22 protein-coding genes are annotated in these 21,992 nt (G+C 58.9%); 8 read left to right on the top strand and 14 right to left on the bottom strand.

What is annotated here, in order from left to right:
• Positions 1-37: 37 nt before the first annotated feature.
• Together rnt and pyrC are read right to left on the bottom strand one after the other, a co-directional pair.
• A complete protein-coding gene (gene rnt / locus C9422_RS14505) occupies positions 38-715 on the bottom strand; it encodes a ribonuclease T (protein ID WP_111279785.1) in 678 nt (225 codons plus the stop codon).
• On the bottom strand, positions 712-1,758 hold the full coding sequence (gene pyrC, locus C9422_RS14500) for a dihydroorotase (protein ID WP_015096688.1): 1,047 nt from the start codon (positions 1,756-1,758) through the stop codon (positions 712-714). Before pyrC ends, rnt begins: the two co-directional genes overlap by 4 nt.
• 159 nt (positions 1,759-1,917) lie before the next feature.
• Here pyrC and C9422_RS14495 point away from each other — a divergent pair, with 159 nt between their 5' ends.
• Positions 1,918-2,823 carry an OmpA family protein gene (locus C9422_RS14495; protein ID WP_116581124.1) on the top strand — a complete coding sequence of 302 codons (906 nt, stop codon included), beginning with the start codon at positions 1,918-1,920 and terminating at the stop codon, positions 2,821-2,823.
• A gap of 129 nt (positions 2,824-2,952) precedes the next feature.
• A complete protein-coding gene (locus C9422_RS14490; protein WP_007972320.1) occupies positions 2,953-4,170 on the top strand; it encodes an argininosuccinate synthase in 1,218 nt (405 codons plus the stop codon).
• A 149-nt stretch (positions 4,171-4,319) separates the two neighbouring features.
• On the opposite strand, the gene C9422_RS14485 is transcribed toward C9422_RS14490, so the two are convergent.
• The gene (locus C9422_RS14485; protein ID WP_116581123.1) at positions 4,320-5,030 is read right to left on the bottom strand and encodes a hypothetical protein; all 711 of its coding nucleotides are present in this window, start codon (positions 5,028-5,030) and stop codon (positions 4,320-4,322) included.
• Positions 5,031-5,503: 473 nt separating this feature from the next.
• Between C9422_RS14485 and C9422_RS14480 the strand changes: the two genes are divergently transcribed.
• Positions 5,504-6,130: a response regulator transcription factor gene (locus C9422_RS14480; RefSeq protein WP_007972324.1), complete on the top strand. Its 627-nt coding sequence runs from the start codon at positions 5,504-5,506 to the stop codon at positions 6,128-6,130.
• An 80-nt stretch (positions 6,131-6,210) separates the two neighbouring features.
• Here C9422_RS14480 and C9422_RS14475 read toward each other — a convergent pair whose 3' ends face one another.
• From C9422_RS14475 to metG, 8 genes are all read right to left on the bottom strand, one after another.
• Positions 6,211-6,390 carry a PA3496 family putative envelope integrity protein gene (locus C9422_RS14475; RefSeq protein ID WP_007972325.1) on the bottom strand — a complete coding sequence of 60 codons (180 nt, stop codon included), beginning with the start codon at positions 6,388-6,390 and terminating at the stop codon, positions 6,211-6,213.
• Positions 6,391-6,496: 106 nt separating this feature from the next.
• Positions 6,497-7,135, bottom strand: coding sequence for an endonuclease III (nth, locus tag C9422_RS14470; protein WP_008053529.1), 639 nt, complete (start codon positions 7,133-7,135; stop codon positions 6,497-6,499).
• A 25-nt stretch (positions 7,136-7,160) separates the two neighbouring features.
• Positions 7,161-7,745 (bottom strand): Rnf-Nqr domain containing protein, encoded by a 585-nt coding sequence (locus C9422_RS14465; RefSeq protein ID WP_116581122.1) that lies wholly within the window; start codon positions 7,743-7,745, stop codon positions 7,161-7,163.
• Positions 7,738-8,349, bottom strand: a complete 612-nt coding sequence (locus tag C9422_RS14460) for an RnfABCDGE type electron transport complex subunit G (protein ID WP_116581121.1) — start codon at positions 8,347-8,349, stop codon at positions 7,738-7,740. The genes C9422_RS14465 and C9422_RS14460 overlap by 8 nt, the downstream gene beginning before the upstream one ends.
• Positions 8,346-9,332 (bottom strand): RnfABCDGE type electron transport complex subunit D, encoded by a 987-nt coding sequence (locus C9422_RS14455; protein WP_116581120.1) that lies wholly within the window; start codon positions 9,330-9,332, stop codon positions 8,346-8,348. The genes C9422_RS14460 and C9422_RS14455 overlap by 4 nt, the downstream gene beginning before the upstream one ends.
• The gene (gene rsxB, locus C9422_RS14450; RefSeq protein ID WP_116581119.1) at positions 9,319-10,332 is read right to left on the bottom strand and encodes an electron transport complex subunit RsxB; all 1,014 of its coding nucleotides are present in this window, start codon (positions 10,330-10,332) and stop codon (positions 9,319-9,321) included. The genes C9422_RS14455 and rsxB overlap by 14 nt, the downstream gene beginning before the upstream one ends.
• Positions 10,329-10,898: an electron transport complex protein RnfA gene (locus tag C9422_RS14445; RefSeq protein WP_116581118.1), complete on the bottom strand. Its 570-nt coding sequence runs from the start codon at positions 10,896-10,898 to the stop codon at positions 10,329-10,331. The genes rsxB and C9422_RS14445 overlap by 4 nt, the downstream gene beginning before the upstream one ends.
• Before the next feature lie 183 nt (positions 10,899-11,081).
• Positions 11,082-13,133, bottom strand: coding sequence for a methionine--tRNA ligase (metG, locus tag C9422_RS14440; protein WP_116581117.1), 2,052 nt, complete (start codon positions 13,131-13,133; stop codon positions 11,082-11,084).
• Between the two features lie 200 nt (positions 13,134-13,333).
• Here metG and apbC point away from each other — a divergent pair, with 200 nt between their 5' ends.
• Positions 13,334-14,428 (top strand): iron-sulfur cluster carrier protein ApbC, encoded by a 1,095-nt coding sequence (apbC, locus tag C9422_RS14435; protein ID WP_116581116.1) that lies wholly within the window; start codon positions 13,334-13,336, stop codon positions 14,426-14,428.
• A 95-nt stretch (positions 14,429-14,523) separates the two neighbouring features.
• On the opposite strand, the gene C9422_RS14430 is transcribed toward apbC, so the two are convergent.
• Positions 14,524-15,282 carry an SDR family oxidoreductase gene (locus C9422_RS14430; RefSeq protein WP_116581115.1) on the bottom strand — a complete coding sequence of 253 codons (759 nt, stop codon included), beginning with the start codon at positions 15,280-15,282 and terminating at the stop codon, positions 14,524-14,526.
• A gap of 166 nt (positions 15,283-15,448) precedes the next feature.
• Here C9422_RS14430 and C9422_RS14425 point away from each other — a divergent pair, with 166 nt between their 5' ends.
• The 4 genes from C9422_RS14425 (at position 15,449) to groL (ending at position 18,961) form a co-directional block, all read left to right on the top strand.
• Positions 15,449-16,180, top strand: a complete 732-nt coding sequence (locus C9422_RS14425; RefSeq protein WP_007978561.1) for a HugZ family protein — start codon at positions 15,449-15,451, stop codon at positions 16,178-16,180.
• A 66-nt stretch (positions 16,181-16,246) separates the two neighbouring features.
• Positions 16,247-16,723: an FxsA family protein gene (locus C9422_RS14420; protein WP_116581114.1), complete on the top strand. Its 477-nt coding sequence runs from the start codon at positions 16,247-16,249 to the stop codon at positions 16,721-16,723.
• Positions 16,724-16,971: 248 nt separating this feature from the next.
• On the top strand, positions 16,972-17,265 hold the full coding sequence (locus C9422_RS14415; protein WP_007978564.1) for a co-chaperone GroES: 294 nt from the start codon (positions 16,972-16,974) through the stop codon (positions 17,263-17,265).
• A gap of 49 nt (positions 17,266-17,314) precedes the next feature.
• On the top strand, positions 17,315-18,961 hold the full coding sequence (groL, locus tag C9422_RS14410) for a chaperonin GroEL (RefSeq protein ID WP_102698443.1): 1,647 nt from the start codon (positions 17,315-17,317) through the stop codon (positions 18,959-18,961).
• A gap of 194 nt (positions 18,962-19,155) precedes the next feature.
• Here groL and C9422_RS14405 read toward each other — a convergent pair whose 3' ends face one another.
• Together C9422_RS14405 and C9422_RS14400 are read right to left on the bottom strand one after the other, a co-directional pair.
• Positions 19,156-19,899, bottom strand: a complete 744-nt coding sequence (locus C9422_RS14405) for a phosphatase PAP2 family protein (protein ID WP_116581113.1) — start codon at positions 19,897-19,899, stop codon at positions 19,156-19,158.
• Positions 19,900-19,953: 54 nt separating this feature from the next.
• Complete coding sequence (locus tag C9422_RS14400) at positions 19,954-21,903, bottom strand: LTA synthase family protein (protein WP_116581112.1); 1,950 nt, start codon at positions 21,901-21,903, stop codon at positions 19,954-19,956.
• Between the last annotated feature and the right edge of the window lie 89 nt (positions 21,904-21,992).

Genomic DNA, 21,992 nt, shown 5'->3' with positions numbered 1-21,992 from the left:
CGACCATCGCGAGCAGGCTCGCTCCTACAGAAAGCCATCAATCGTCGAAGTCTTCCCAGCCACCCATCTGTTTCCAGCGATTGACGATGCCGCAGAACAGCTCTGCCGTCTTCTCGGTGTCATAGCGCGCCGAGTGGGCCTCACGACCGTCGAAGTCGATGTCCGCTGCCTGACACGCCTTGGCCAGCACGGTCTGGCCATAGGCCAGGCCAGCGAGCGTCGCGGTATCGAAACTGGAGAACGGATGGAACGGATTGCGCTTCATGTCCAGACGCGCAACCGCCGCGTTCAGGAAGCCCAGGTCGAAGCTGCTGTTATGCCCGACCAGGATCGCCCGTTTGCAACCGTTGGCCTTGAGGGCCTTGCGCACGCCGCGGAAGATATCGTTCAGGGCAGACTCTTCACTCACGGCCATGCGCAGCGGGTGATCGAGCTTGATCCCGGTGAATTCCAGGGCCGCCGCTTCAATGTTCGCGCCTTCGAATGGCTCGACCCGGAAGAAGTAGGTGTGATCCGGGTAGACAAAACCCTTTTCATCCATGGCGATGGTGGTCGCGGCGATTTCCAGCAGGGCGTCGGTGGCCGAGTTGAAGCCACCGGTTTCTACGTCGACGACAACCGGCAGGTAACCACGAAACCTGGCAGCCATTGGATGACGGGAGCCGCCACCGCCGCCATTGCCTTCCAGTTCGTCGTCGAAATGGTCTTCACTCACGCGTGTTCCTCCAGCAGGCGCCAGCGCAGTTTTTCACCGGCGCGCAGCGGGATAACGGTCAGCTCGCCAAACGGCAGGCTGGCAGGGGCGGTCCATTCTTCGCGGACCAGGGTGATGCGATCGGTGTTGGCCGGCAGGCCATAGAAACGCGGGCCGTTGAGGCTGGCGAAGGCTTCGAGCTTGTCCAGCGCATTGCGCTGTTCGAATGCTTCGGCGTACATCTCGATCGCCGCATAAGCGGTGTAGCAGCCGGCGCAACCGCAAGCGGCTTCCTTGGCGTGCTGGGCGTGGGGGGCCGAGTCGGTGCCGAGGAAGAATTTTTCGCTGCCGCTGGTGGCGGCGTCGAGCAGGGCTTCCTGGTGCGTATTGCGCTTGAGGATCGGCAGGCAGTAGAAATGCGGCCGAATCCCGCCCACCAGCATGTGGTTGCGGTTGTACAGCAGGTGATGCGCAGTGATGGTCGCGCCCACGTTGGCCGAAGCCGAGTTGACGAACTGCACGGCGTCAGCGGTGGTGATGTGTTCGAACACCACCTTGAGCGTCGGGAAACGCTCGACCACACGACGCATGTGCTCGTCGATGAAGATTTTCTCGCGGTCGAACACGTCGACATCGCCACGGGTGACTTCGCCGTGGATCAGCAGCGGCATCCCGACTTCGGCCATGGCCTCGAGTGCAGGAAAAATCTTGTCGATGCTGGTAACACCAGAGTCCGAGTTGGTGGTCGCGCCGGCCGGGTACAGCTTGGCGGCGTGCACGAATCCGCTGGCCTTGGCCTCACGGATCTCTTCAGGCTGGGTGCGGTCGGTCAGGTACAGGACCATCAGCGGCTCGAACGGGCTGCCGGCCGGGCGGGCAGCGAGAATCCGCTGGCGATAGCCGTCGGCTTCGGCCGCGTTGCGCACCGGTGGAACCAGGTTGGGCATGATGATGGCGCGGCCAAAGGTGCGCGCAACATCCGCGACGGTATTGGTCAACACGGCACCATCGCGAAGATGAATGTGCCAGTCGTCGGGACGCAGCAGGGTCAGGCGGTCGGACATGAGGGGATTCCAGGCGGGTCAAACTCAAGGGAATGCTACCGGAAAAGACTCTTGCAGGCACTCGCTATCAAGTTTTGCCGCCAGCTTCCGATATCCAACAGGTATGCCGTAAACATGTGTGTGTCGGTCTTTTTGTTGTAGAAGCCAGTGGAGCCTCCCGTGCGCCAGCGTTATTTAGCCTTGCTCAGTGTGTTTGCCAGCCTTCCCGCGATGGCGCTCACTTTTCAGACCCGCCTGGAGAGCATTGAGTGGACGGTCGAAGGCGACAAGTTCGAATGCCGCCTGGCGCAGCCGATTACCGACTTCGGTTCGGGTGAGTTCGTGCGCAAGGCCGGTGAGCAGGCAACGTTTCGTCTGAAAGCCTATAACCCGATGATGGGCGGAGGTTCGGCGACCTTGCTGGCCGCTGCCGCACCCTGGCAACCGGGGCGTGACGATATCAACCTGGGCACGGTAAGAATCGGCAGCGGCAACGTGTTGTTCAACAGTTCACAGGTGCAGGCCGGACGCCTGATCAGCGGTTTGATGGACGGTCGCAGCCCGGTGGTTCGTCATTCATCGGGAGATGGCCGGGTGTCGGAAGTGCGCTTGCTGCCGGTCAGGTTCACCCAGGCGTTTGCCGATTATCAAGGCTGCGTGGCCAAACTGTTGCCGCAGAACTTCGAGCAGGTGAAACAATCCCAAATCGGCTTCCCTGGCGGCGGTATCGAGCTCGACAATGCCGCGAAAGCCAAGCTGCAGGTCATGCTGGAGTACATGAAGGCTGATCCGACGGTCAATCACATCGAGCTCGACGGTCACTCCGACAACAGCGGCAACCGCCTGACCAATCGCGACCTGTCGCGGCGCCGGGCCCTGGCAGTGATGGATTTCTTCAAGGCCAACGGCATCCAGGAGTCGCAAATCACCTTGCGTTTCCATGGTGAACGTTATCCGCTGGCGCCCAATACCAACAACGCCAACCGTGCGAAGAATCGTCGGGTAGCGGTACGCCTGGAGCGGGGAGCGCCCGCGGAACAAGTCGCCCCGCAAGCAACGAAAACGGCCAATTCGGAAACTTCCTGACTCTTCGGTCATCGTCGCGCTCTCGACAGATTCTGTCGCTTGGTCGTCATAAGCTGTCGCGCCTCTGTAAATTATCCTGCATGAGCGGTAGACTTCCCGGCTTTCCGTAGAACCCCGTGGAGTGATGGCATGGCGGACGTAAACAAGGTCGTTCTGGCGTATTCCGGCGGCCTGGACACTTCGGTGATCCTCAAGTGGCTGCAGGATACTTATAACTGTGAAGTGGTGACCTTCACCGCTGACCTGGGTCAGGGCGAAGAGGTCGAACCTGCACGCGCCAAGGCTCAGGCCATGGGCGTCAAAGAGATCTACATCGACGACTTGCGCGAAGAGTTCGTGCGCGATTTCGTTTTCCCGATGTTCCGCGCCAACACCGTCTACGAAGGCGAGTACCTGCTGGGTACTTCCATCGCTCGTCCGCTGATCGCCAAGCGCCTGATCGAAATCGCCAACGAAACCGGCGCTGACGCCATTTCCCATGGCGCCACCGGCAAGGGCAACGACCAGGTTCGTTTCGAATTGGGCGCGTACGCCTTGAAACCTGGCGTGAAAGTGATTGCCCCCTGGCGTGAGTGGGACCTGCTGTCCCGTGAAAAGCTGATGGACTACGCCGCGAAGCACGCGATCCCGATCGAGCGTCACGGCAAGAAGAAGTCCCCGTACTCCATGGATGCCAACCTGCTGCACATTTCCTATGAAGGCGGCGTGCTGGAAGACACCTGGACCGAGCACGAAGAAGACATGTGGCGTTGGACCGTTTCCCCGGAAAACGCTCCAGACAAGCCGCAGTACCTGGAACTGACCTATCGCAACGGCGATATCGTCGCGCTGGATGGCGTCGAAATGACGCCGGCCACCGTGCTGGCGACCCTGAACCGTATCGGTGGCGAGCACGGTATCGGTCGTCTCGATATCGTCGAGAACCGCTATGTGGGCATGAAGTCCCGTGGCTGCTACGAAACCCCTGGCGGCACCATCATGCTGCGTGCCCACCGTGCGATCGAATCGATCACCCTGGACCGCGAAGTGGCTCACCTCAAAGACGAGTTGATGCCCAAGTACGCCAGCCTGATCTACACCGGCTACTGGTGGAGCCCTGAGCGTCTGATGCTGCAACAGATGATCGATGCGTCCCAGGTCAACGTGAACGGCGTTGTGCGCCTGAAGCTGTACAAGGGCAATGTGATCGTCACTGGCCGCAAGTCCGACGACTCGCTGTTCGACGCCAACATCGCTACGTTCGAAGAAGATGGCGGCGCGTACAACCAGGCGGATGCTGCGGGCTTCATCAAGCTCAACGCCCTGCGCATGCGCATTGCGGCGAACAAAGGCCGGAAGCTGTTCTGAGACCTTTGAACTCGTGATGGAAACCTGACCTCGTCCTCGACGAGGTCAGGCACCTGAAAACGGGGTGTGATGCCAGTTACTGCGTTGTCGGTGATATTCGTTGCCGCTGACGGTTTCCTGTCTTGCTCCTTCCAATGGCCTGTCCTGCTCTACGCGTTGTTGTTTGCCGGTTGTCCGGCTTGATCAATGACCGTCAACCGGTGCGAGACCGGATCGTAGGCAATGTAAAAGGCGGGGCAGTGCTTCCTGGTCTGCCTGGAATGCTTGAGCGCACTGGCCTTCAGTAAAGTCTCTGAAATGGCACAAGTGACAAACAGAATCACGTACGCCATCTTTTCCCGCGGTTTCTGGATTTTTTCCAGCAGCGTTTCAAATTCGACCTCCTGGCTCATCCAGCGTGTATCAACGATGCAAAGGTCTTTTACATATTCCGGTAGCTGAAGTTGATGCTGAACGTAGACGGTGCTGTGCAGACCTATCTCCGTTGGCGGGTCCTGTGCGCCGCAGGGCGACCGAGCTGACGACTGGCCATTCGTTGACGTTTCCATAGCGGGATTCGCGGACGGCTTCCCGGATACTTTTTTTTCCGATCGCCCAGCATCTTCCATTACCTTCATGAAATGTTTTCCCTTTTCAAAATCGGAGGGCGCATACAGTGATCGGTAGTTGAAGTTAAGTGTCGCGAAAAAAAGCAAAAGTAAATAAAACGGAAAGCTGATCAGAAACCAGACATAGAGTTCTCTTTCCTCTTGGTTAAGGAAGGGCAGAGAAACGGCGGCCGAGGTTTCAGAGAGTGCTGCGAATATCGCAATGATAGTCATTGGGTTGGTGATTAGCTTTCTGTCATGTTCTGTGCTCATGTTGAGTTCTCATTTATTGAATGTTTTTGAAGTATGGTTGATGTAGTTGTTTTAGAGTTTTTTTGAGGGTCGCTGGTGGTGTTTTAATGATTGCTCAAAAAATATAATTTGCTGTAAGAGTAATTGGATGTCTGGTGTGTGATATTTCTGGTGTGAATGTTGAATGTGTAAATATCAGTTACGTTTTAGCGCGGAAGTAGATACTTGTGTTTGTCAGGGCGCAGCTTTTTACGCTGGCTTTTGGAAAATTCTGGTTGTAAATCGATAGGGCCGATTGCTGAAAACTGCGCCGCCATGACGCTGATACAGTTTTCAACTCATTCCGTTCGAGGGATTTTTGTAGGATAAATCCGTGTTGTTTGTAGGGTATGTCTCTTGGTGTGGGTGGTTGGAAGGGGCGACATGCCATGGGTGAAACGACTAGGCTATTGTGCGGGCTCTAAAAATTCGAACAGCGAAAATTGGACTTGCCCATGAATAAAGTGCTGATCGTGGATGATCACCCCGTCATTCGTCTTGCGGTACGTATGCTAATGGAACGTCATGGCTACGAAGTTATTGCAGAAACCGATAATGGTGTGGATGCACTGCAACTAGCTCGTGAACTTACGCCGGATATTGTCATTCTGGATATCGGGATTCCGAAGCTGGACGGATTGGAAGTCATCGCGCGTTTGTCCTCGACCTCAATGCCGATGAAAGTGCTGATCCTGACTTCCCAGGCACCGGGGCATTTTTCCATGCGTTGCATGCAATCCGGTGCAGCCGGTTATGTCTGCAAACAGCAAGACCTGACGGAGTTGCTCAGTGCAATAAAGGCCGTGTTGTCAGGCTACAGTTACTTTCCCAATCAAGCCTTGCATACCGTGCGTTGCAGTTTGGGGAACGCCAGTGAGGCCGACATGGTTGATCGGTTGTCGGGGCGGGAAATGATGGTCTTGCAGCAATTGGCCAGAGGGAAGACCAATAAGGAAATTGCCGATGGAATGTTTTTGAGCAATAAAACAGTCAGTACTTACAAGACCCGCCTGTTGCTCAAGCTCAATGCACGGTCCCTGGTCGATTTGATCGAACTGGCACAACGCAATGGTCTGGTGTGATGGCGCATCTGCGCGACGAGGGGTGTTTACCGAAGTATGGCACTTAAAAAAAAGCCTCCGTTTCGGGAGGCTTTCAGGTGTCATAAGTCAAAATCGTAGTCGGCCAATTGCTTTTGCAGTCGGCGCTCCTCCAGCAGATTGTCGATGGTGCGGCGTTTGCTCAGATTAGTTTTCGCTACTTCAACCACCGGCTCGGCGTCATCGGTTTCGGCGGTGGTGAAGTCGTCTTCTACGTCCAATTGCTCTTTGCCAGTACTCATTTAGTTGCTCCAGGCTAAGAAGGCCTTTGGCGCTCCTTATATCGACAATCTCCCGGCGGGTAAAAAAGATTTTTTCAATCGGCAAATCAATAATCCTAATAGCGCCTCAATCATCGGAGGTTTTGTGCTTGTATTCGCACAAGTCTTCGATCCGGCAGCTTCCGCATCGGGGCTTGCGGGCGAGGCAGACATAGCGGCCGTGAAGGATCAGCCAGTGATGGGAGTCGAGCAGGTACTCCCTGGGCACGAACTTCATCAGTTTTTTCTCGACTTCCACCACATTCTTGCCGGGCGCAATGCCGGTGCGGTTGCTGACCCTGAAAATATGCGTGTCGACAGCCATGGTCAGCTGACGGAATGCCGTATTGAGTACCACGTTGGCGGTTTTGCGGCCGACGCCGGGCAGCGCTTCCAGCTCTTCGCGGGTTTGCGGCACTTCACCGGCATGACGCTCGACCAGCAAGCGGCAGGTTTCGATCACGTTTTTCGCTTTGCTGTTGTACAGGCCGATGGTCTTGATGTACTCCGACAGTCCCTCGACACCCAGGGCGTGGATCGCTGCCGGGGTATTGGCAACCGGGAACAGTCTGGCGGTGGCCTTGTTGACGCCGACATCGGTTGACTGCGCCGAGAGAATCACGGCAATCAGCAATTCGAACGGTGAGGAATAGGCCAGTTCGGTCTTGGGTTCCGGGTTGTCTTCGTGCAGCCTGCGGAAAATTTCCAGACGTTTTGCGGCATTCATGGGCAGTGCGTTTCCTCGTAGGCAATCAATGGGTGGGTTTGGGGCGCCAGGCCTGCCAGGCGGCGATCAGGAGTCCGAGCAGAATGAACCCGCCAGGGACCAATGTGGCCAGGTGCAGACCGCCATCGGCCACCAGCACCCAGCCTTGCCAGTCAGCTTGCGTTGCACCGGACAGCCACGACAGTCGGTTTCCGAGGGTTGCGTTGCCGATGAGTTCGCGCAGCAGTCCCATAGCGATCATCAGCGTGACAAACAGGCCACTGAGTTCCAGGCGCTGGCGCCAGCCGTTCTGAAAGTACCCGGTGTGCTCCAGTACGACGCATTGCAAGGCGATCATGGCGCCATAAAACCCCAGATGCTGCTGCCATTGCAGCGACCAGGCTTGTGCCATGAGTTCCGCGCAACTGGTGAGCGTGGCGGCCAACAGAACGCTGGCCGGCAAGCGGGCCGCCGGGACCAGTCGGGGGCGCAGGGCGCCCATGGCCAGGCTGAACAACTGGGTCACCACCATGAACATCAGGCACAGGCCAAGTGCGGCCATCAGCGAGTGGGTGGCGCCGATCAGCGGCGTCAGCATCAGGGCGTTGCGCAGCGTCGATGAGTTATCCATGGGCAGGATTCCCGAGCAGTTGTTGCCGGTGTTCATCAAAGTAGCGCAAGGCGTCGTGCACGGCATTGATCACCGCTCTTGAGGTGATGGTTGCGCCTGCGATCTGATCGAACTGCCCCTGATCCTTTTTCAGCGCCCAGCCGCTGTCAGCGGGTTCTGTTCGGGATTTTCCGGAAAAAATCTGCAGCCAGCCATTGGGCCAGTCGGCGATCCGGGCCCCCAGCCCAGGTGTTTCCGACTGTTTGAGGGTTTTGACGCCAAGCAACCTGCCATTGGCGTCGACAGCGATCAGTAGCTCGATGGCGCCGGCGTAGCCAAGGGTTTGACTGCGCAGCAACACCGCGACAGGCTGGTCGCCCCGTGTCGCCAGATAGCCACCGAGCAAGGTGCTGTTTGCCAGGGTGGTTGTTTCGATCCACATGGGGTGGTCGAGTGGTTGATTGTCGTAGCTGTCTGACGGTATCAAGTCGAGCAGATTCCGGCTGTCGAGCAGGTGCTGTTCGGCTGCAATGCGCGGCGCGCTGCCGAGTTGCACGAAGTACGTCACACCCATGCCCAGTGCGGCCAAAAATACCAGAAGCGCGATGCTTGATGTCCGGCTCATGACGCCTCCGGCTGTTGTCTGGCCGCCACGAACCGCTCCAGCGCCGGCACGCACAGATTCATCAACAGCACGGCAAAGGCGATGCCGTCCGGATAGCCGCCCCAGGTACGAATCAGATAAGTCAGGAGCCCGACGCCGACGCCGAACAGCAGTTTTGCCCCAGGGCTTCTGGCGCCGGACACCGGTTCGGTAATGATGAAGAACGCCCCCAGCATGGTCGCACCGGTCAGCAGATGAAACAGCGGCGAGCCATGGGAATCGGAGCCCGAACCGTTCCAGCACAGCAGGCTGATGACGAACAGGCTGGCCAGCATGCCGACCGGGGCATGCCAACTGATCACTCTTCGTTGCAGGAGAAACATTCCGCCCGCCAGAAACGCCAGGTTCACCCACTCCACACCGCGTCCGCCGTAGTGGCCGAATGCCGGATTGCCGGCAAACAGTTCATCCATGGTCAGGCTTTTGTTGATCCGCAGGCTGTCCAGTGCCGTGGCCTGCACCCACGCATCCGGTGCCTGGCCGACACCGAACACTTGCTGCAAGCCACTCAACAGGTCCATGACATGGGGCGATGGCCAATGGGTCATGGGTTGGGGGAAGGCCACCAGCACCAAAGCAAATCCGAGCATCGCCGGGTTGAAGGGATTTGAGCCGACGCCGCCATACAAGTGTTTGCCAAAGATCATCGCAAAGGCAGCGGCACTGAGGGGCAGCCACCATGGGCAGTAGGGCGGCAGCGCCAGGGCCAGCAAGGTGGCACTGACCAGCGCGCTACCGTCACTCAGGGTTGGCACCAGCGGTCGCTTGCGCCATTGCACGACGGCCGCTTCAACGGCCAGCGCAGCAGCGGCCGCCAGAACCAGGTTGATCAACACGCCCCAGCCGTATAGCCAGAACGCGGCGAGCACTCCCGGCAGCGTAGCCAGCAGCACCAGCTTCATGGCCTGCTGCAGGCGCTCATCAACGGTTTCAAGGGCTGGCATGGGCGTTCACCTGGCGTTCGGCTTCGCCGAGTGCGCGCTCCAGGGCTTCGATGTGCTCCGCCGGTGCTTCGTTGGCCTGAGCCTTCTTGAGTTCGGCACGGCGCATGGCCAACTGGATCTTGGCCCGTTTCAGATCGGCATCATTTGACGACACCGTTGCGACCGTCTGCGCAGTGGCCGGTGGCGCGGTGCTTTCCAGTTGCGCCAGGTTTTGTTCGGCGTCTTCGAATTGCTGTTGCAGGACAATCAACTGCGATTGCTGTTCGAAGGTCGGTGGATGTCCGAAGGCTTTCAGCGACTTGTGCAGCTGCGCCCGACTCATCGCCACATCGATCTTCGCCTTTTTCAGCGCGGCATCGGCAGTGGCGGCTTTCTGTGCGCGGACGCGCTCGAGGGCGGCCTGTACCGGGTCGACTGTCGCTTCGCTAGGTTGCGTGGCACGTTGTCGGGCCTGGCGTTCGGCGATTTTCTGTTGCTCTTCGCGCTGCAAGCGGGCATTGCGCTGTTCGAAGCGGCGCCGCGCGTGATCGCGCTTGAGGGCACGGGCCTGCTGCGCTTGCGGTGTGAGGGCCAGGCCCCCGACAACCGGTAATACGGTGTCCAGCGGTAGCGGGCGCATTTCGATGCAGTCTACCGGGCAGGGTGCTACGCAGAGGTCGCAACCGGTGCACTCATCGATGATCACCGTGTGCATCAGTTTGGCCGCCCCGACAATGGCATCGATCGGACAGGCCTGAATACACTTGGTGCAACCGATACACTCGGCCTCGCGGATATAGGCGATCTGTGCAGGTGCCGAGCCGCGGGTGATGTCCAGCTCCAGCACCGGCACCTTCAGCAACTCGGCCAGGGCCGCGATGGTTTCGTTGCCGCCGGGCGGGCACTTGTTGATCGGCTCGCCGCTGGCAATGCCTTCGGCGTAGGGCTTGCACCCGGGGTGGCCGCACTTGCCGCATTGGGTTTGCGGCAAGAGTGCGTCGATGAGTTGAATCAGACTCATGTTTTGATCAGTCCGCTGAATCCGAGAAAAACCACTGCGATCAGGCCGGCACCGATCAGGTCGATCGGCAGGCCGCGAAAGGGCAGGGGCACATCGTTGTCGGCCGTACGTTCACGCAAATCAGTGAACAGGCTCAACACCAGCCAGAAACCCAACCCGGCACCGAGGCTCAAGGCTGTGGCGTGAAACAAGCCTTTGTCCTCCTGAACATTGAGCAAGGCCACGCCGAGTACGCCGGCATTGCCAAGCAGCAACGGCCAGAGGCCTTCGAACGACAGTGTCGAAAACACCCGCGCCAGCAGCTTCAGCAACGGGCCGATCAGCAACACGCTCAATGGCAGAAACACAAACAGACGCAGCGCCGTCAATTGCAGCGGCATCAGCAGCCAGTGATAGAGCGCGTAACCGAGCATGCCCACGATCAGCATCAGGCACGTCGTCGCAATGCCCAAGGCATGGACCTGACGGCGCTGGCCGGCCAACAGCGGATCGACGCCCAGCGGCCAGTGCAACACGAGGTTGTTGATCAGGGCTGCACTGATAAGCGTCAGAAGCGTTTCGGTCATGATCGTCCATATCCGATGCTGGATAACTCTGTAGGAGCTGCCGCAGGCTGCGATCTTTTGATCTTGCTCTTACAAAAGCCAAGATCGCAGCCTGCGGCAGCTCCTACAGGAGTCAGTATGGGCCAGACATGAAAATCCCACAGTCGCGCCAGGCACGACTGTGGGATCGGTTTGCCGCAGATCTTACTTGATGCGCTGACCCGGCTTGGCGCCGCTGTCGGGGCTGAGCAGGTAGATCTCTTCACCGCCAGGACCGGCTGCCATCACCATGCCTTCGGAGATGCCGAACTTCATTTTCCGTGGCTTGAGGTTGGCGATCATCATGGTCAGGCGGCCATCGAGCTTGGACGGGTCCGGGTAAGCGCTCTTGATCCCGGAGAACACGTTGCGTTGCTCGTCACCGATGTCCAGGGTCAGGCGCAGCAGCTTGTCGGCGCCTTCCACATGTTCGGCCTTGACGATCAGCGCGACGCGCAAATCGACTGCCGCGAAGGTGTCGAACTCGATTTCCGGCGACAGAGGATCCTTGGCCAGTTCGCCATTGCCGGCAGGTGCGGCTTCGCCGGTGTCGGTCTGGCTGGCGGTCAGGTCTTCTTTCGAGGCGTCGGTCATGGCTTGCACCTTGACCGGGTCGATGCGGGTCATCAACGGCTTGAACTCGTTCAACTGATGGTTGGCGAGCAAGGTCGCGTGGTCGTTCCAGGTCAGCGGTGCGACGTTGAGGAACGCCTCGGCGTCGGCGGCCAGCAGCGGCAGCACAGGCTTGAGGAAGATCACCAACTGGCGGAACAGGTTGACGCCGGTGGCGCAGATCGCCTGGACTTCATCCTGCTTGCCTTCCTGCTTGTTCAGCGACCACGGAGCCTTGTCGGCGATCCAGGCGTTGGCGCGGTCGGCCAGGCCCATGATCTCGCGCATGGCGCGGGCGAAGTCGCGGGCTTCGTAGGCGTCGGCAATGCCTGGCGCGGCGGCCAGGAATGCGTCGGTCAGTTCAGGCGCGGCGTTGGTGTCGACCATCACGCCAGCATTGCCTTTGTGAATGAAGCCGGCACAACGGCTGGCGATGTTGACGACCTTGCCCACCAGGTCCGAGTTGACCTTCTGCACGAAGTCTTCGAGGTTCAGGTCGAGGTCGTCGACGCCACGCCCGAGCTTGGACGCGTAGTAGTAGCGCAGGTATTCCGGCGACAGGTGATCCAGGTAGGTGCGGGCCTTGATGAACGTGCCGCGGGACTTGGACATCTTCTGGCCGTTGACGGTCAGGTAGCCGTGCACGTTGATCCCGGTCGGCTTGCGGTAGCCGGCGCCTTCGAGCATGGCTGGCCAGAACAGGGCGTGGAAGTTGACGATGTCCTTGCCGATGAAGTGGTACAGCTCAGCGGTGGAGTCCTTGCCCCAGAACGCGTCGAAGTCCAGCTCCGGCGTGCGGTTGCACAGGTTCTTGAAGCTGGCCATGTAGCCGATCGGCGCATCCAGCCACACGTAGAAGTATTTGCCCGGCTCGTCGGGGATCTCGAAACCGAAGTACGGCGCATCGCGGGAGATGTCCCACTGTTGCAGGCCGGCATCCAGCCATTCGGCGATCTTGTTGGCCACGGCATCCTGCAGGGTGCCGCTGCGGGTCCAGGTCTGCAGCATTTGCTGGAAGTCTGGCAGCTTGAAGAAGAAGTGCTGGGAATCCTTGAGCACCGGGGTGGCGCCGGAGATGGCCGACTTCGGATCCTTCAGGTCGGTTGGCGCGTAGGTCGCGCCGCATTTTTCGCAGTTGTCGCCGTACTGGTCTTCGGTGCCGCATTTCGGGCAGGTGCCCTTGATGAAGCGGTCGGCCAGGAACATTTTCTTTTCCGGGTCGAAATACTGGGTGATCGAGCGTGTGGCGATGTGCCCGGCGTCACGCAGCTTCAGGTAGATCTGGCTCGACAGCTCACGGTTTTCTTCGGCGTGAGTGGAGTGGAAATTGTCGAAGTCGACCAGGAACTCGGCAAAGTCGGCGCTGTGTTCAGCCTGGACGTTGGCGATCAGTTGTTCCGGGGTGATGCCTTCCTTTTCCGCGCGCAGCATGATCGCCGAACCGTGGGCGTCGTCGGCGCAGACATAGATGCATTGATTGCCGCGGTGCTTCTGGAAGCGCACCCACATATCGGTCTGGATGTATTCCAGCATGTGGCCAAGATGGATCGAACCATTGGCATAGGGCAGGGCGCTGGTGACGAGGATCTTGCGTGGCTCGGACATGGGGCTCGGCTACTTGATGAAACGGAGGTCGGCCACTATAAAGCGCTGGCGCATATTTTTCATCCTGTGAGCCTGTTTCATTGGATGAGCAGCCAGAAAAGATCGCAGCCTTCGGCAGCTCCTACAGGAGCTGCCGAAGGCTGCGATCTTTTGAGGTACGATACCCATCATCTTTTCCAGTCCCGTTTTCGGAGTTGCCCATGAGCGCCGTCAATCGCGCAGCGGTGGAAGCCGTCCTTCGCCAATACACCGACCCTTACCTGAACCAGGACCCGGTCAGCGCCGGGTGCGTGCGCAACATCGACATCCAGGGCGACCGCGTCAGCGTCCAGCTCGAATTGGGTTACGCCGCCGGTCTGTTCAAGAGTGGCTGGGCGCAGATGCTGGAAATGGCCATTCAAGGTCTGGACGGCGTGTCGAGTGCCAAAGTCGATATCACCAGCGTGATTGCCGCGCACAAGGCCCAGGCGCAGATCCCGGGGCTGGCCAACGTCAAGAACGTCGTGGCCGTGGCGTCCGGCAAGGGGGGCGTGGGCAAATCCACCACCGCGGCCAACCTGGCTTTGGCCCTGGCCCGCGAAGGCGCCAAGGTCGGGATTCTCGATGCGGACATCTACGGTCCGAGCCAGGGCATCATGTTTGGTATCCCGGAGCGCACTCGTCCTGAGGTCAAGGATCAGAAATGGTTCGTTCCGCTCAAGTCCCATGGCGTCGAAGTGATGTCCATGGCCTTTCTCACCGATGACAACACACCGATGGTCTGGCGTGGTCCGATGGTCTCCGGCGCCTTGCTGCAACTGGTGACCCAGACCGCGTGGGGCGATCTGGATTACCTGGTCATCGACATGCCGCCGGGTACCGGTGACATCCAGCTGACCCTGGCGCAGAAAGTGCCGGTGGCCGGTGCGGTCATCGTGACCACCCCGCAGGACCTGGCTTTGCTGGACGCGCGCAAGGGCGTGGAAATGTTCCGCAAGGTCAACATCCCGGTGCTGGGCGTGGTGGAAAACATGGCCGTGCACATCTGCTCCAACTGCGGACATGCCGAGCATCTGTTCGGTGAGGGTGGTGGCGTGAAGCTGGCCAACCAGTATGGCGTCGAGCTGCTGGCCTCGTTGCCGCTGTCGATGGTCATCCGCGAACAGGCCGATAGCGGCAAGCCGACGGTGATCGCCGAGCCTGACAGCCAGATCGCCATGGTTTACCAGGAGCTGGCCCGTCATGTCGGTGCGCGGATCGTATTGCAGGAAGCTTTGACGCCGGCGATGCCGAACATCAGCATCAGCGACGATTGATTCCTGTTAAAAGATCGCAGCCTGCGGCAGCTCCTACACGGGATTGATGTTCACCCTGTAGGAGCTGCCGAAGGCTGCGATCTTTTGATCTTGCCTTAGATCCGCAACCCGCCATCCATCTCCAGAATCCGACCGGTGTAATAGTCGTTCTCGAAGATGTACGCCGCCGAATGTGCGATCTCTTCCGGCTTGCCCATACGCTTGAGCGGAATGCCGGCAGTCATTTTTTCCAGCGCTTCAGGCTTCATGCCCAGGGTCATCTCGGTTTCGATGAAGCCCGGTGCAATGCCGGCCACGCGAATGCCGTAGCGCGCCAGTTCCTTGGCCCAGGTCACGGTCGCCGCAGCGACACCGGCCTTGGCCGCCGAGTAGTTGGTCTGGCCGATGTTGCCGGCACGGGAAATCGACGAGATATTGATGATCGCGCCGCTGTTGTTCAGCTCGACCATTTTCGCCGCGACTTCACGGGTGCACAGGAACACGCCGGTCAGGTTGACGTCGATGACCGACTGCCACTGGGCCAGGCTCATCTTGGTCATTTCGCCATCCTTGACCTTGAGCAACAGGCCGTCACGCAGGATCCCGGCATTGTTGATCAGGCCGTGGATCGCGCCGAAATCTTCGGCGACCTGGGCGACCATGTGGGTCACTTGCTCTTCGTTGGCGACGTTGCACAGGTAAGCTCGGGCTTCGACACCCTTGGCCTTGCAGGCCGTGACAGCGGCGTCGAGTTTTTCCTGATTGAGGTCGACCAGGGCGAGCTTCGCGCCCTTGCCGGCGAAATACTCGGCCATGGAGCGACCTAAACCCTGGCAACCGCCAGTGATAATGATTACTTTGTCAGTGAGTTGCATTCGCATGTCCCCCGGTAGCAGGTCTGAGTGGTTTCCTTGTAGAGAGCCTCTCGATCTGCGCCTGATGTGGCCCGGCTGCACATGAGAACTGCCCCCGATGGCATGCTGGGACTTTCACCAGCAGCTTGTCCGTTTTTATGACGGATTCTATTTAAGGAGTCATAAATTGAGCGTTGAAGCGGCTAAGCATGCACGAGAATTGCTCCTCAAGGAATACCGTGGAGTGCTCTCGACGCACTCCAAGTCAATGCCCGGTTTTCCGTTCGGCTCCGTGGTTCCGTACTGCCTGGATGAGCAGGGCCGGCCGCTGATCCTGATCAGCCGCATCGCCCAGCACACCCATAATCTGCAGAAAGACCCGAAATGCTCGCTGTTCGTGGGTGAGCGTGGGGCTGAGGATGTGCAAGCCGTTGGTCGCCTGACCTACCTGGCTGAGGCACAGCAGCTCGAAGACGAAGCCGCCATCGAAGCCGCTTCCGAGCGTTACTACCGCTACTTCCCGGAGTCGCAGGGTTATCACAAGGCCCACGATTTCGACTTCTGGGTGCTCAAGCCGGTGCGCCACCGTTACATCGGCGGTTTTGGCGCGATTCATTGGGTCAACGACCTGACTCTGGCCAACCCGTTCGCCGGCAAGGCCGAAGTGAGCATGGTCGAGCACATGAACGCGGATCACGCCAAGGCCATCGCCCATTACGTCGAGCTGGCCGGGCTGCCGAAAAACGTGCCGGCGCAAATGGCCGGCATCGATACCGAAGGCATGCACCTGCGTATCGGCCAGAGCCTTTACTGGTTGCCGTTTCAAGCTCCTTGTAATACGCCGACACAAGTCCGCGAAGCCTTGGTTTCTCTGGCTCACGCCGAACATTGGCCGAAAAATGAAGTGGCCGACGCTTGAATTCACGAAACGGCGACGTCATCTAAGGTGAACTGGCAAGGCATTCTTGCGTTGAGGAACCATTTGATGCGCCCTTTTTTGTTGCTCTTTCTGCTGTTCCCGGTGTTGGAGCTGTTCGTATTCGTCAAGGTGGCAGGGGCCATCGGGTTTTTCCCGGCCCTGCTGCTGATCATTCTCGGCTCGATGTTCGGTGTGTTCGTGCTGCGCATCGCCGGCCTGGCCACGGCCCTGCGTGCCCGTGAAAGCCTGAACCGCGGTGAGTTGCCGGCCCAGACCATGCTCGAAGGCCTGATGCTGGCTTTGGCCGGTGGCCTGCTGATTCTTCCGGGTTTCATCAGCGATATGATCGGCCTGATCATGCTGCTGCCGTTCAGTCGCCGTCTGCTGGCGGGCAAGATGCGCCAGCGCGCCGAAGAGCAGGCCATGCGTCAGCGCGCGTTCGCCGACGACCTCCAGGCCCGTGGCGGTCCAGCCCCCCGCGAGCCTTTGGGGCGTGAACCGAATGTGATCGAAGGCGAGTTCGAACACCGCGATACCAAGTAAAACGCCCATCGACACGGCACCTTCGGGTGCCGTGTTCGTTTGCGGGGCATCGAGCTGAAAATTTTTCGCTGCCCGCCCTTGTAATAAGCTTATGCGCCCTTATGTAACGGTCACCGCAAGGTTTCTGGCGAACACGCCAGACAGACTTCCGCGGTTCGCTTGACGAACCGCAACCGGCACCGCCGGCCTTTGTTAAACCCGCCGGGACTACACCGGCCGATGAAAACCACAATTAGGAGAGATCGACAATGAAGCTTCGTCCTCTGCATGACCGCGTCGTCATCCGTCGCAGCGAAGAAGAAAAGAAAACCGCTGGCGGTATCGTCCTGCCAGGTTCGGCTGCTGAAAAAGCCAACAGCGGCGAAATCCTCGCTGTAGGCACCGGCCGCGTACTGGAAAGCGGTGAAGTGCGTGCACTGTCCGTGAAAGTGGGCGACAAGGTTGTGTTCGGTCCTTACTCCGGCAGCAACACTGTGAAAGTCGACGGCGAAGACCTGCTGGTAATGAGCGAGAACGAAATCCTCGCTGTTATCGAAGGCTGATTACCCGCTCATTTTCCCGCTACTTCAAAGTATTTAAGGAATATCGATCATGGCTGCTAAAGAAGTTAAATTCGGCGATTCCGCCCGCAAGAAAATGCTCACCGGTGTCAACGTCCTGGCTGACGCAGTAAAAGCGACCCTGGGCCCGAAAGGCCGTAACGTGATCATCGAGAAGAGCTTCGGCGCTCCGACCATCACCAAGGACGGCGTTTCCGTAGCCAAAGAAATCGAACTGGAAGACCGTTTCGAAAACATGGGCGCGCAGCTGGTCAAAGACGTTGCCTCCCGTGCCAACGATGACGCAGGCGACGGCACCACCACCGCTACCGTTCTGGCTCAGTCGATCGTCAACGAAGGCCTGAAAGCCGTCGCTGCCGGCATGAACCCGATGGATCTGAAGCGCGGTATCGACAAGGCGACCATCGCGATCGTCAAAGAGCTCAAAGCCCTGTCCAAGCCATGCGCCGACACCAAGGCTATCGCTCAGGTAGGTACCATCTCCGCCAACTCCGACAACTCCATCGGCGACATCATTGCCGAAGCCATGGAAAAAGTCGGTAAAGAAGGCGTGATCACCGTTGAAGAAGGCTCGGGCCTGGAAAACGAACTGTCGGTTGTTGAAGGCATGCAGTTCGACCGTGGCTACCTGTCCCCGTACTTCGTCAACAAGCCAGAGACCATGGTCGCTGAGCTGGACGGCCCGCTGATCCTGCTGGTCGACAAGAAGATCTCGAACATCCGCGAAATGCTGCCAGTGCTGGAAGCCGTTGCCAAAGCCGGCCGTCCACTGCTGATCGTGGCCGAAGACGTTGAAGGCGAAGCCCTGGCGACTCTGGTTGTGAACAACATGCGTGGCATCGTCAAAGTCGCAGCCGTCAAGGCGCCAGGCTTCGGCGACCGTCGCAAGGCCATGCTGCAGGATATCGCCGTTCTGACCGGCGGTACCGTGATCTCCGAAGAGATCGGCCTGAGCCTGGAAAGCGCAACCCTGGAAAACCTGGGCAGCGCCAAGCGCGTGACCCTGTCCAAGGAAAACACCATCATCGTTGACGGTGCTGGCGTACACGGCGACATCGAAGCACGCATCGCTCAGATCCGTGCCCAGGTTGCCGAGACTTCCTCGGACTACGACCGTGAAAAACTGCAAGAGCGTCTGGCCAAGCTGTCCGGCGGCGTTGCAGTGATCAAGGTTGGCGCTGGTTCCGAAGTTGAAATGAAAGAGAAGAAAGCCCGCGTTGAAGACGCCCTGCACGCTACCCGTGCAGCCGTTGAAGAAGGCGTGGTACCTGGCGGTGGCGTGGCCCTGATCCGTGCTCTGGAAGCACTGACCGAACTGAAAGGCGACAACGCCGATCAGGACGTGGGTATCGCTGTTCTGCGTCGCGCTGTTGAAGCGCCACTGCGCCAGATCGTTGCCAACTCCGGCGACGAGCCAAGTGTAGTTGTCGACAAGGTCAAGAACGGCGAAGGCAGCTTCGGCTACAACGCTGCGACTGGCGAATACGGCGACATGATCGAAATGGGCATCCTGGACCCAACCAAGGTTACCCGTTCGGCTCTGCAAGCTGCAGCCTCGATCGGCGGTCTGATCCTGACCACCGAAGCTGCTGTTGCTGATGCACCGAAGAAAGACGGCGGTGCTGGCGGCGGTATGCCAGACATGGGCGGTATGGGCGGCATGGGCGGCATGATGTAAGCCAGCCTTACCCCTGTACGAAAAAACCCCGCCTGCGACAGCAGGCGGGGTTTTTTATTGCCGGGAATTTGAAGGACGCCTCGGTCTAGTGTGGGAGCGGGCTTGCTCGCGAAAGCGATGTGTCAGACAACATGTTTGTTGAATGTTGAACCGCTTTCGCGAGCAAGCCCGCTCCCACATTTTCGATCTGTGTTTCAGGCACTCACCGGTTGTGCTTTGGCAACAGCGTCGGTTCGGGAAGCAGGCCGATAAAGAATGCAGTAGTAAGACCCCAGGCAAATCAGCCAGCAGAACACCGCCGTCCACACGTTGTGCGAGAAAAAGTGCGCCCCCTGCATCATCCGCCCGATGGAAAACACCGAACCCAGGGCAAATGCAAAGACAAATGCCGCACGAGCCATGCGCGGGCGACGATCACGCAGTACGAAAAACAGGGCAAACAGGGTGAAGCCGGTGGCCGCATGGCCGCCAGGCCAGCAGCGTCCCGGTTTATCGGTATGCGGGCGAGGGCTCAACAGTTCGCTGTACGTCTCATGACCGCCGAACTGCTCAAGGCTCCATGGGCATTGCACCGCCGTCACCGCTTTCATTGGCGTGACAAAGGAGGTCGCCAGGCCCAGGGACAACACCAGGCAACCCAGTTCCCGCTTGTACGGTTTAAGCCTGGCCATGAAGAACGAGGCGATGAAGCCGAGGACGGCAAACACCGAGAAGGCGATGACGACTTGCTTGGCGCGATCGTGCAGGATGTTTTCCAGGAAGTAACTGTGCCGTCCGATGAAGTCACCCGCGACCGGGTCGTAGAACAGCTTGGCAAGGTCCATGTCCAGTGAGGTCAGTTCGAGCAACACCAGAATGATCGCCGCAACGGCGGGAACCCCCAGGCACACCCAAAAGTTGAGTGAGCGCGGGGCAGGGCGGACAGCGGTTGATGACATGGTGGATCCTGAACAAAGGAAAAAGCCCCGGGGCGTCAGCCCGGGGCGATTCGGTTAACGTTCGCCGACTTGACCGGCACCCTCCTTGGGCGCCTTCCAGCCAAGTAGCTGTTGCTTGAAGCCATAACTGGCGGTTTGGTAATAAGTGATGGCGCGGGTGATCAACGGGTCATTGGCGGTCGACCGGGACTCGCGGCTTTCGGTCAGCGCGTCATCGTGGCGACGCAATCCCTGGCGAGGGCTCAAAATCGCCAGGTCCTTGCCGTCGAACAACCCCAGGTGCTGGTAGTTACCGACGACCACCCGTGGCGGCAGCGGGTTATCCTGCAACAGGTTACGTCCAAAGAATGTCGATTCATAATCCAGATTGAGCAGGCCGAGCAAGGTCGGCGCCAGATCGATCTGGCTGGCCAATTGTGCAGTTTCCCGAGCCTCGATCAACTTGGGTGCATAGATGAACAGCGGAATCTGATAGTTGGCGATGGGCAAGTCTTCCTTGCCGGCGCTGCCTGCGGTGTGGTCCGCGACAAAGACGAAGATTGTATTGTCAAACCAGGGTTTCTGACGCGCCTGATCGAGAAACCGACCGATGGCGTAGTCGGTGTATTTCACCGCGCCGTCACGGCCGTTGCCGGACTTGATGTCGATCCGGTTGTCCGGATAGGTGTAAGGGCGATGGTTGGACGTCGTCATCAACTGCAGCAGGAATGGCTGCTGTTTGGCATAGTCGGCATCGGCCAGTTTCAGTGTCTGATTGTAGAGATCTTCGTCTGCCATGCCCCAGGCATTCTTGAAGTGAATCTCCGACTCCTCGACGCTGCTCTGGTCTACGACGCGATAACCATTGCCACTGAAGAACGCATTCATGTTGTCGAAATAACCGCGGCCGCCGTAAACAAATACGCTGTCATAGCCCACGGCATTGAGTTGCTGGCCAAGGCTGGCAAAACCGCTTTCACGACCCACGCGCTTGACGATCGAGCGACCGGGCGTTGGCGGAATCGCCAGGGTGATGGCTTCCAGGCCGCGATCGGTGCGGGTGCCGGTGGCGTAGAAGTTATTGAAATACAGGCTCTGTTGGCGCAAGGCATCAAGGTTGGGCGTCAGGTTGCGGGTGTCGCCGTTGCTGCCCATGTACTTGGCGCTGAAACTTTCAATGGTGACCAGCACGATGTTGGGCTTGCGCAACGTGCCCGGGTTATCGATTTGCCGACGGATGTCCTGCGGGTCCTGACCCACGAAGCGGGCATCGGGTTCTGCCAGTTCGGCGCGAATCTGCTGGGCAACCACTTCCGCCGGCAGCGTGCTGTAGAACTGTGGGTAGTCCAGTTCGTTGTTACGGAACGCGGCGAAGAACTGGTAGGGACCGTTGCTCGCCAATTCGTTCTGATAGGCGTTGCCGCCCTGGGCGCGCGGGGCGTCCTGGCTGAGCAGTTGCAGGCTCAGGCCGGCGATGGTCAGCAAACCGAGCGCATTCAGCAGACGGCCACGCAGCGGGGGTAACGGCGCATCGAGTGCAGCGTTGAAAGCTTTACGCAATACAAGGCTCAGGACCACGGCCAACACGGCGAGGATGCTCAGCAGCGTGCCGATCGGGTACGACTCCAGCAGGTTGTTCAGTACTTCGTCGGAATACACCAGGTAGTCGACGGCGATGAAGTTGAAGCGCACGCCGAACTCATCCCAGAACAGCCACTCGGCCACCGCGGTGAACAGCATCGCGAACAGACTGACGGTCAGCAGACCTTGAAGGAACCAGCGATGGCCACGGGTGCGCCAAAGAGCCGGCGGGCACAGCAACAGGTAGAGCCCCATGGGCAGTGCCGCGTAGGCAATGAAACCAAGGTCGTAGAGCAGCCCGATACCGAACACCGACAGAAATCCGCTGCCGGCCTCATCCAGATGCGTGAGGAGCAGGACTGTTCGAGTCAGAAAAAATATCGCCAGCCAGATGCCGCTGACCAGCAGCAAAAAGCGCAGGGGGGCTGTCTTCAAATAGTCCATTTTTTTTATTCCTTATTATCAATCGCGTGACAGTCTTCACCGGCCGCTGTTGTCAGCGCGTGAATCGATAGTGAAAAACTTGTCAATCA

The organism is Pseudomonas sp. B1(2018), assembly GCF_003097365.1.
In the GTDB taxonomy this organism is placed as follows: domain Bacteria; phylum Pseudomonadota; class Gammaproteobacteria; order Pseudomonadales; family Pseudomonadaceae; genus Aquipseudomonas; species Aquipseudomonas laurylsulfatiphila.
Note: the sequence above shows the minus strand (reverse complement) of the source record. Positions and strands in the feature narration are given on the sequence as shown.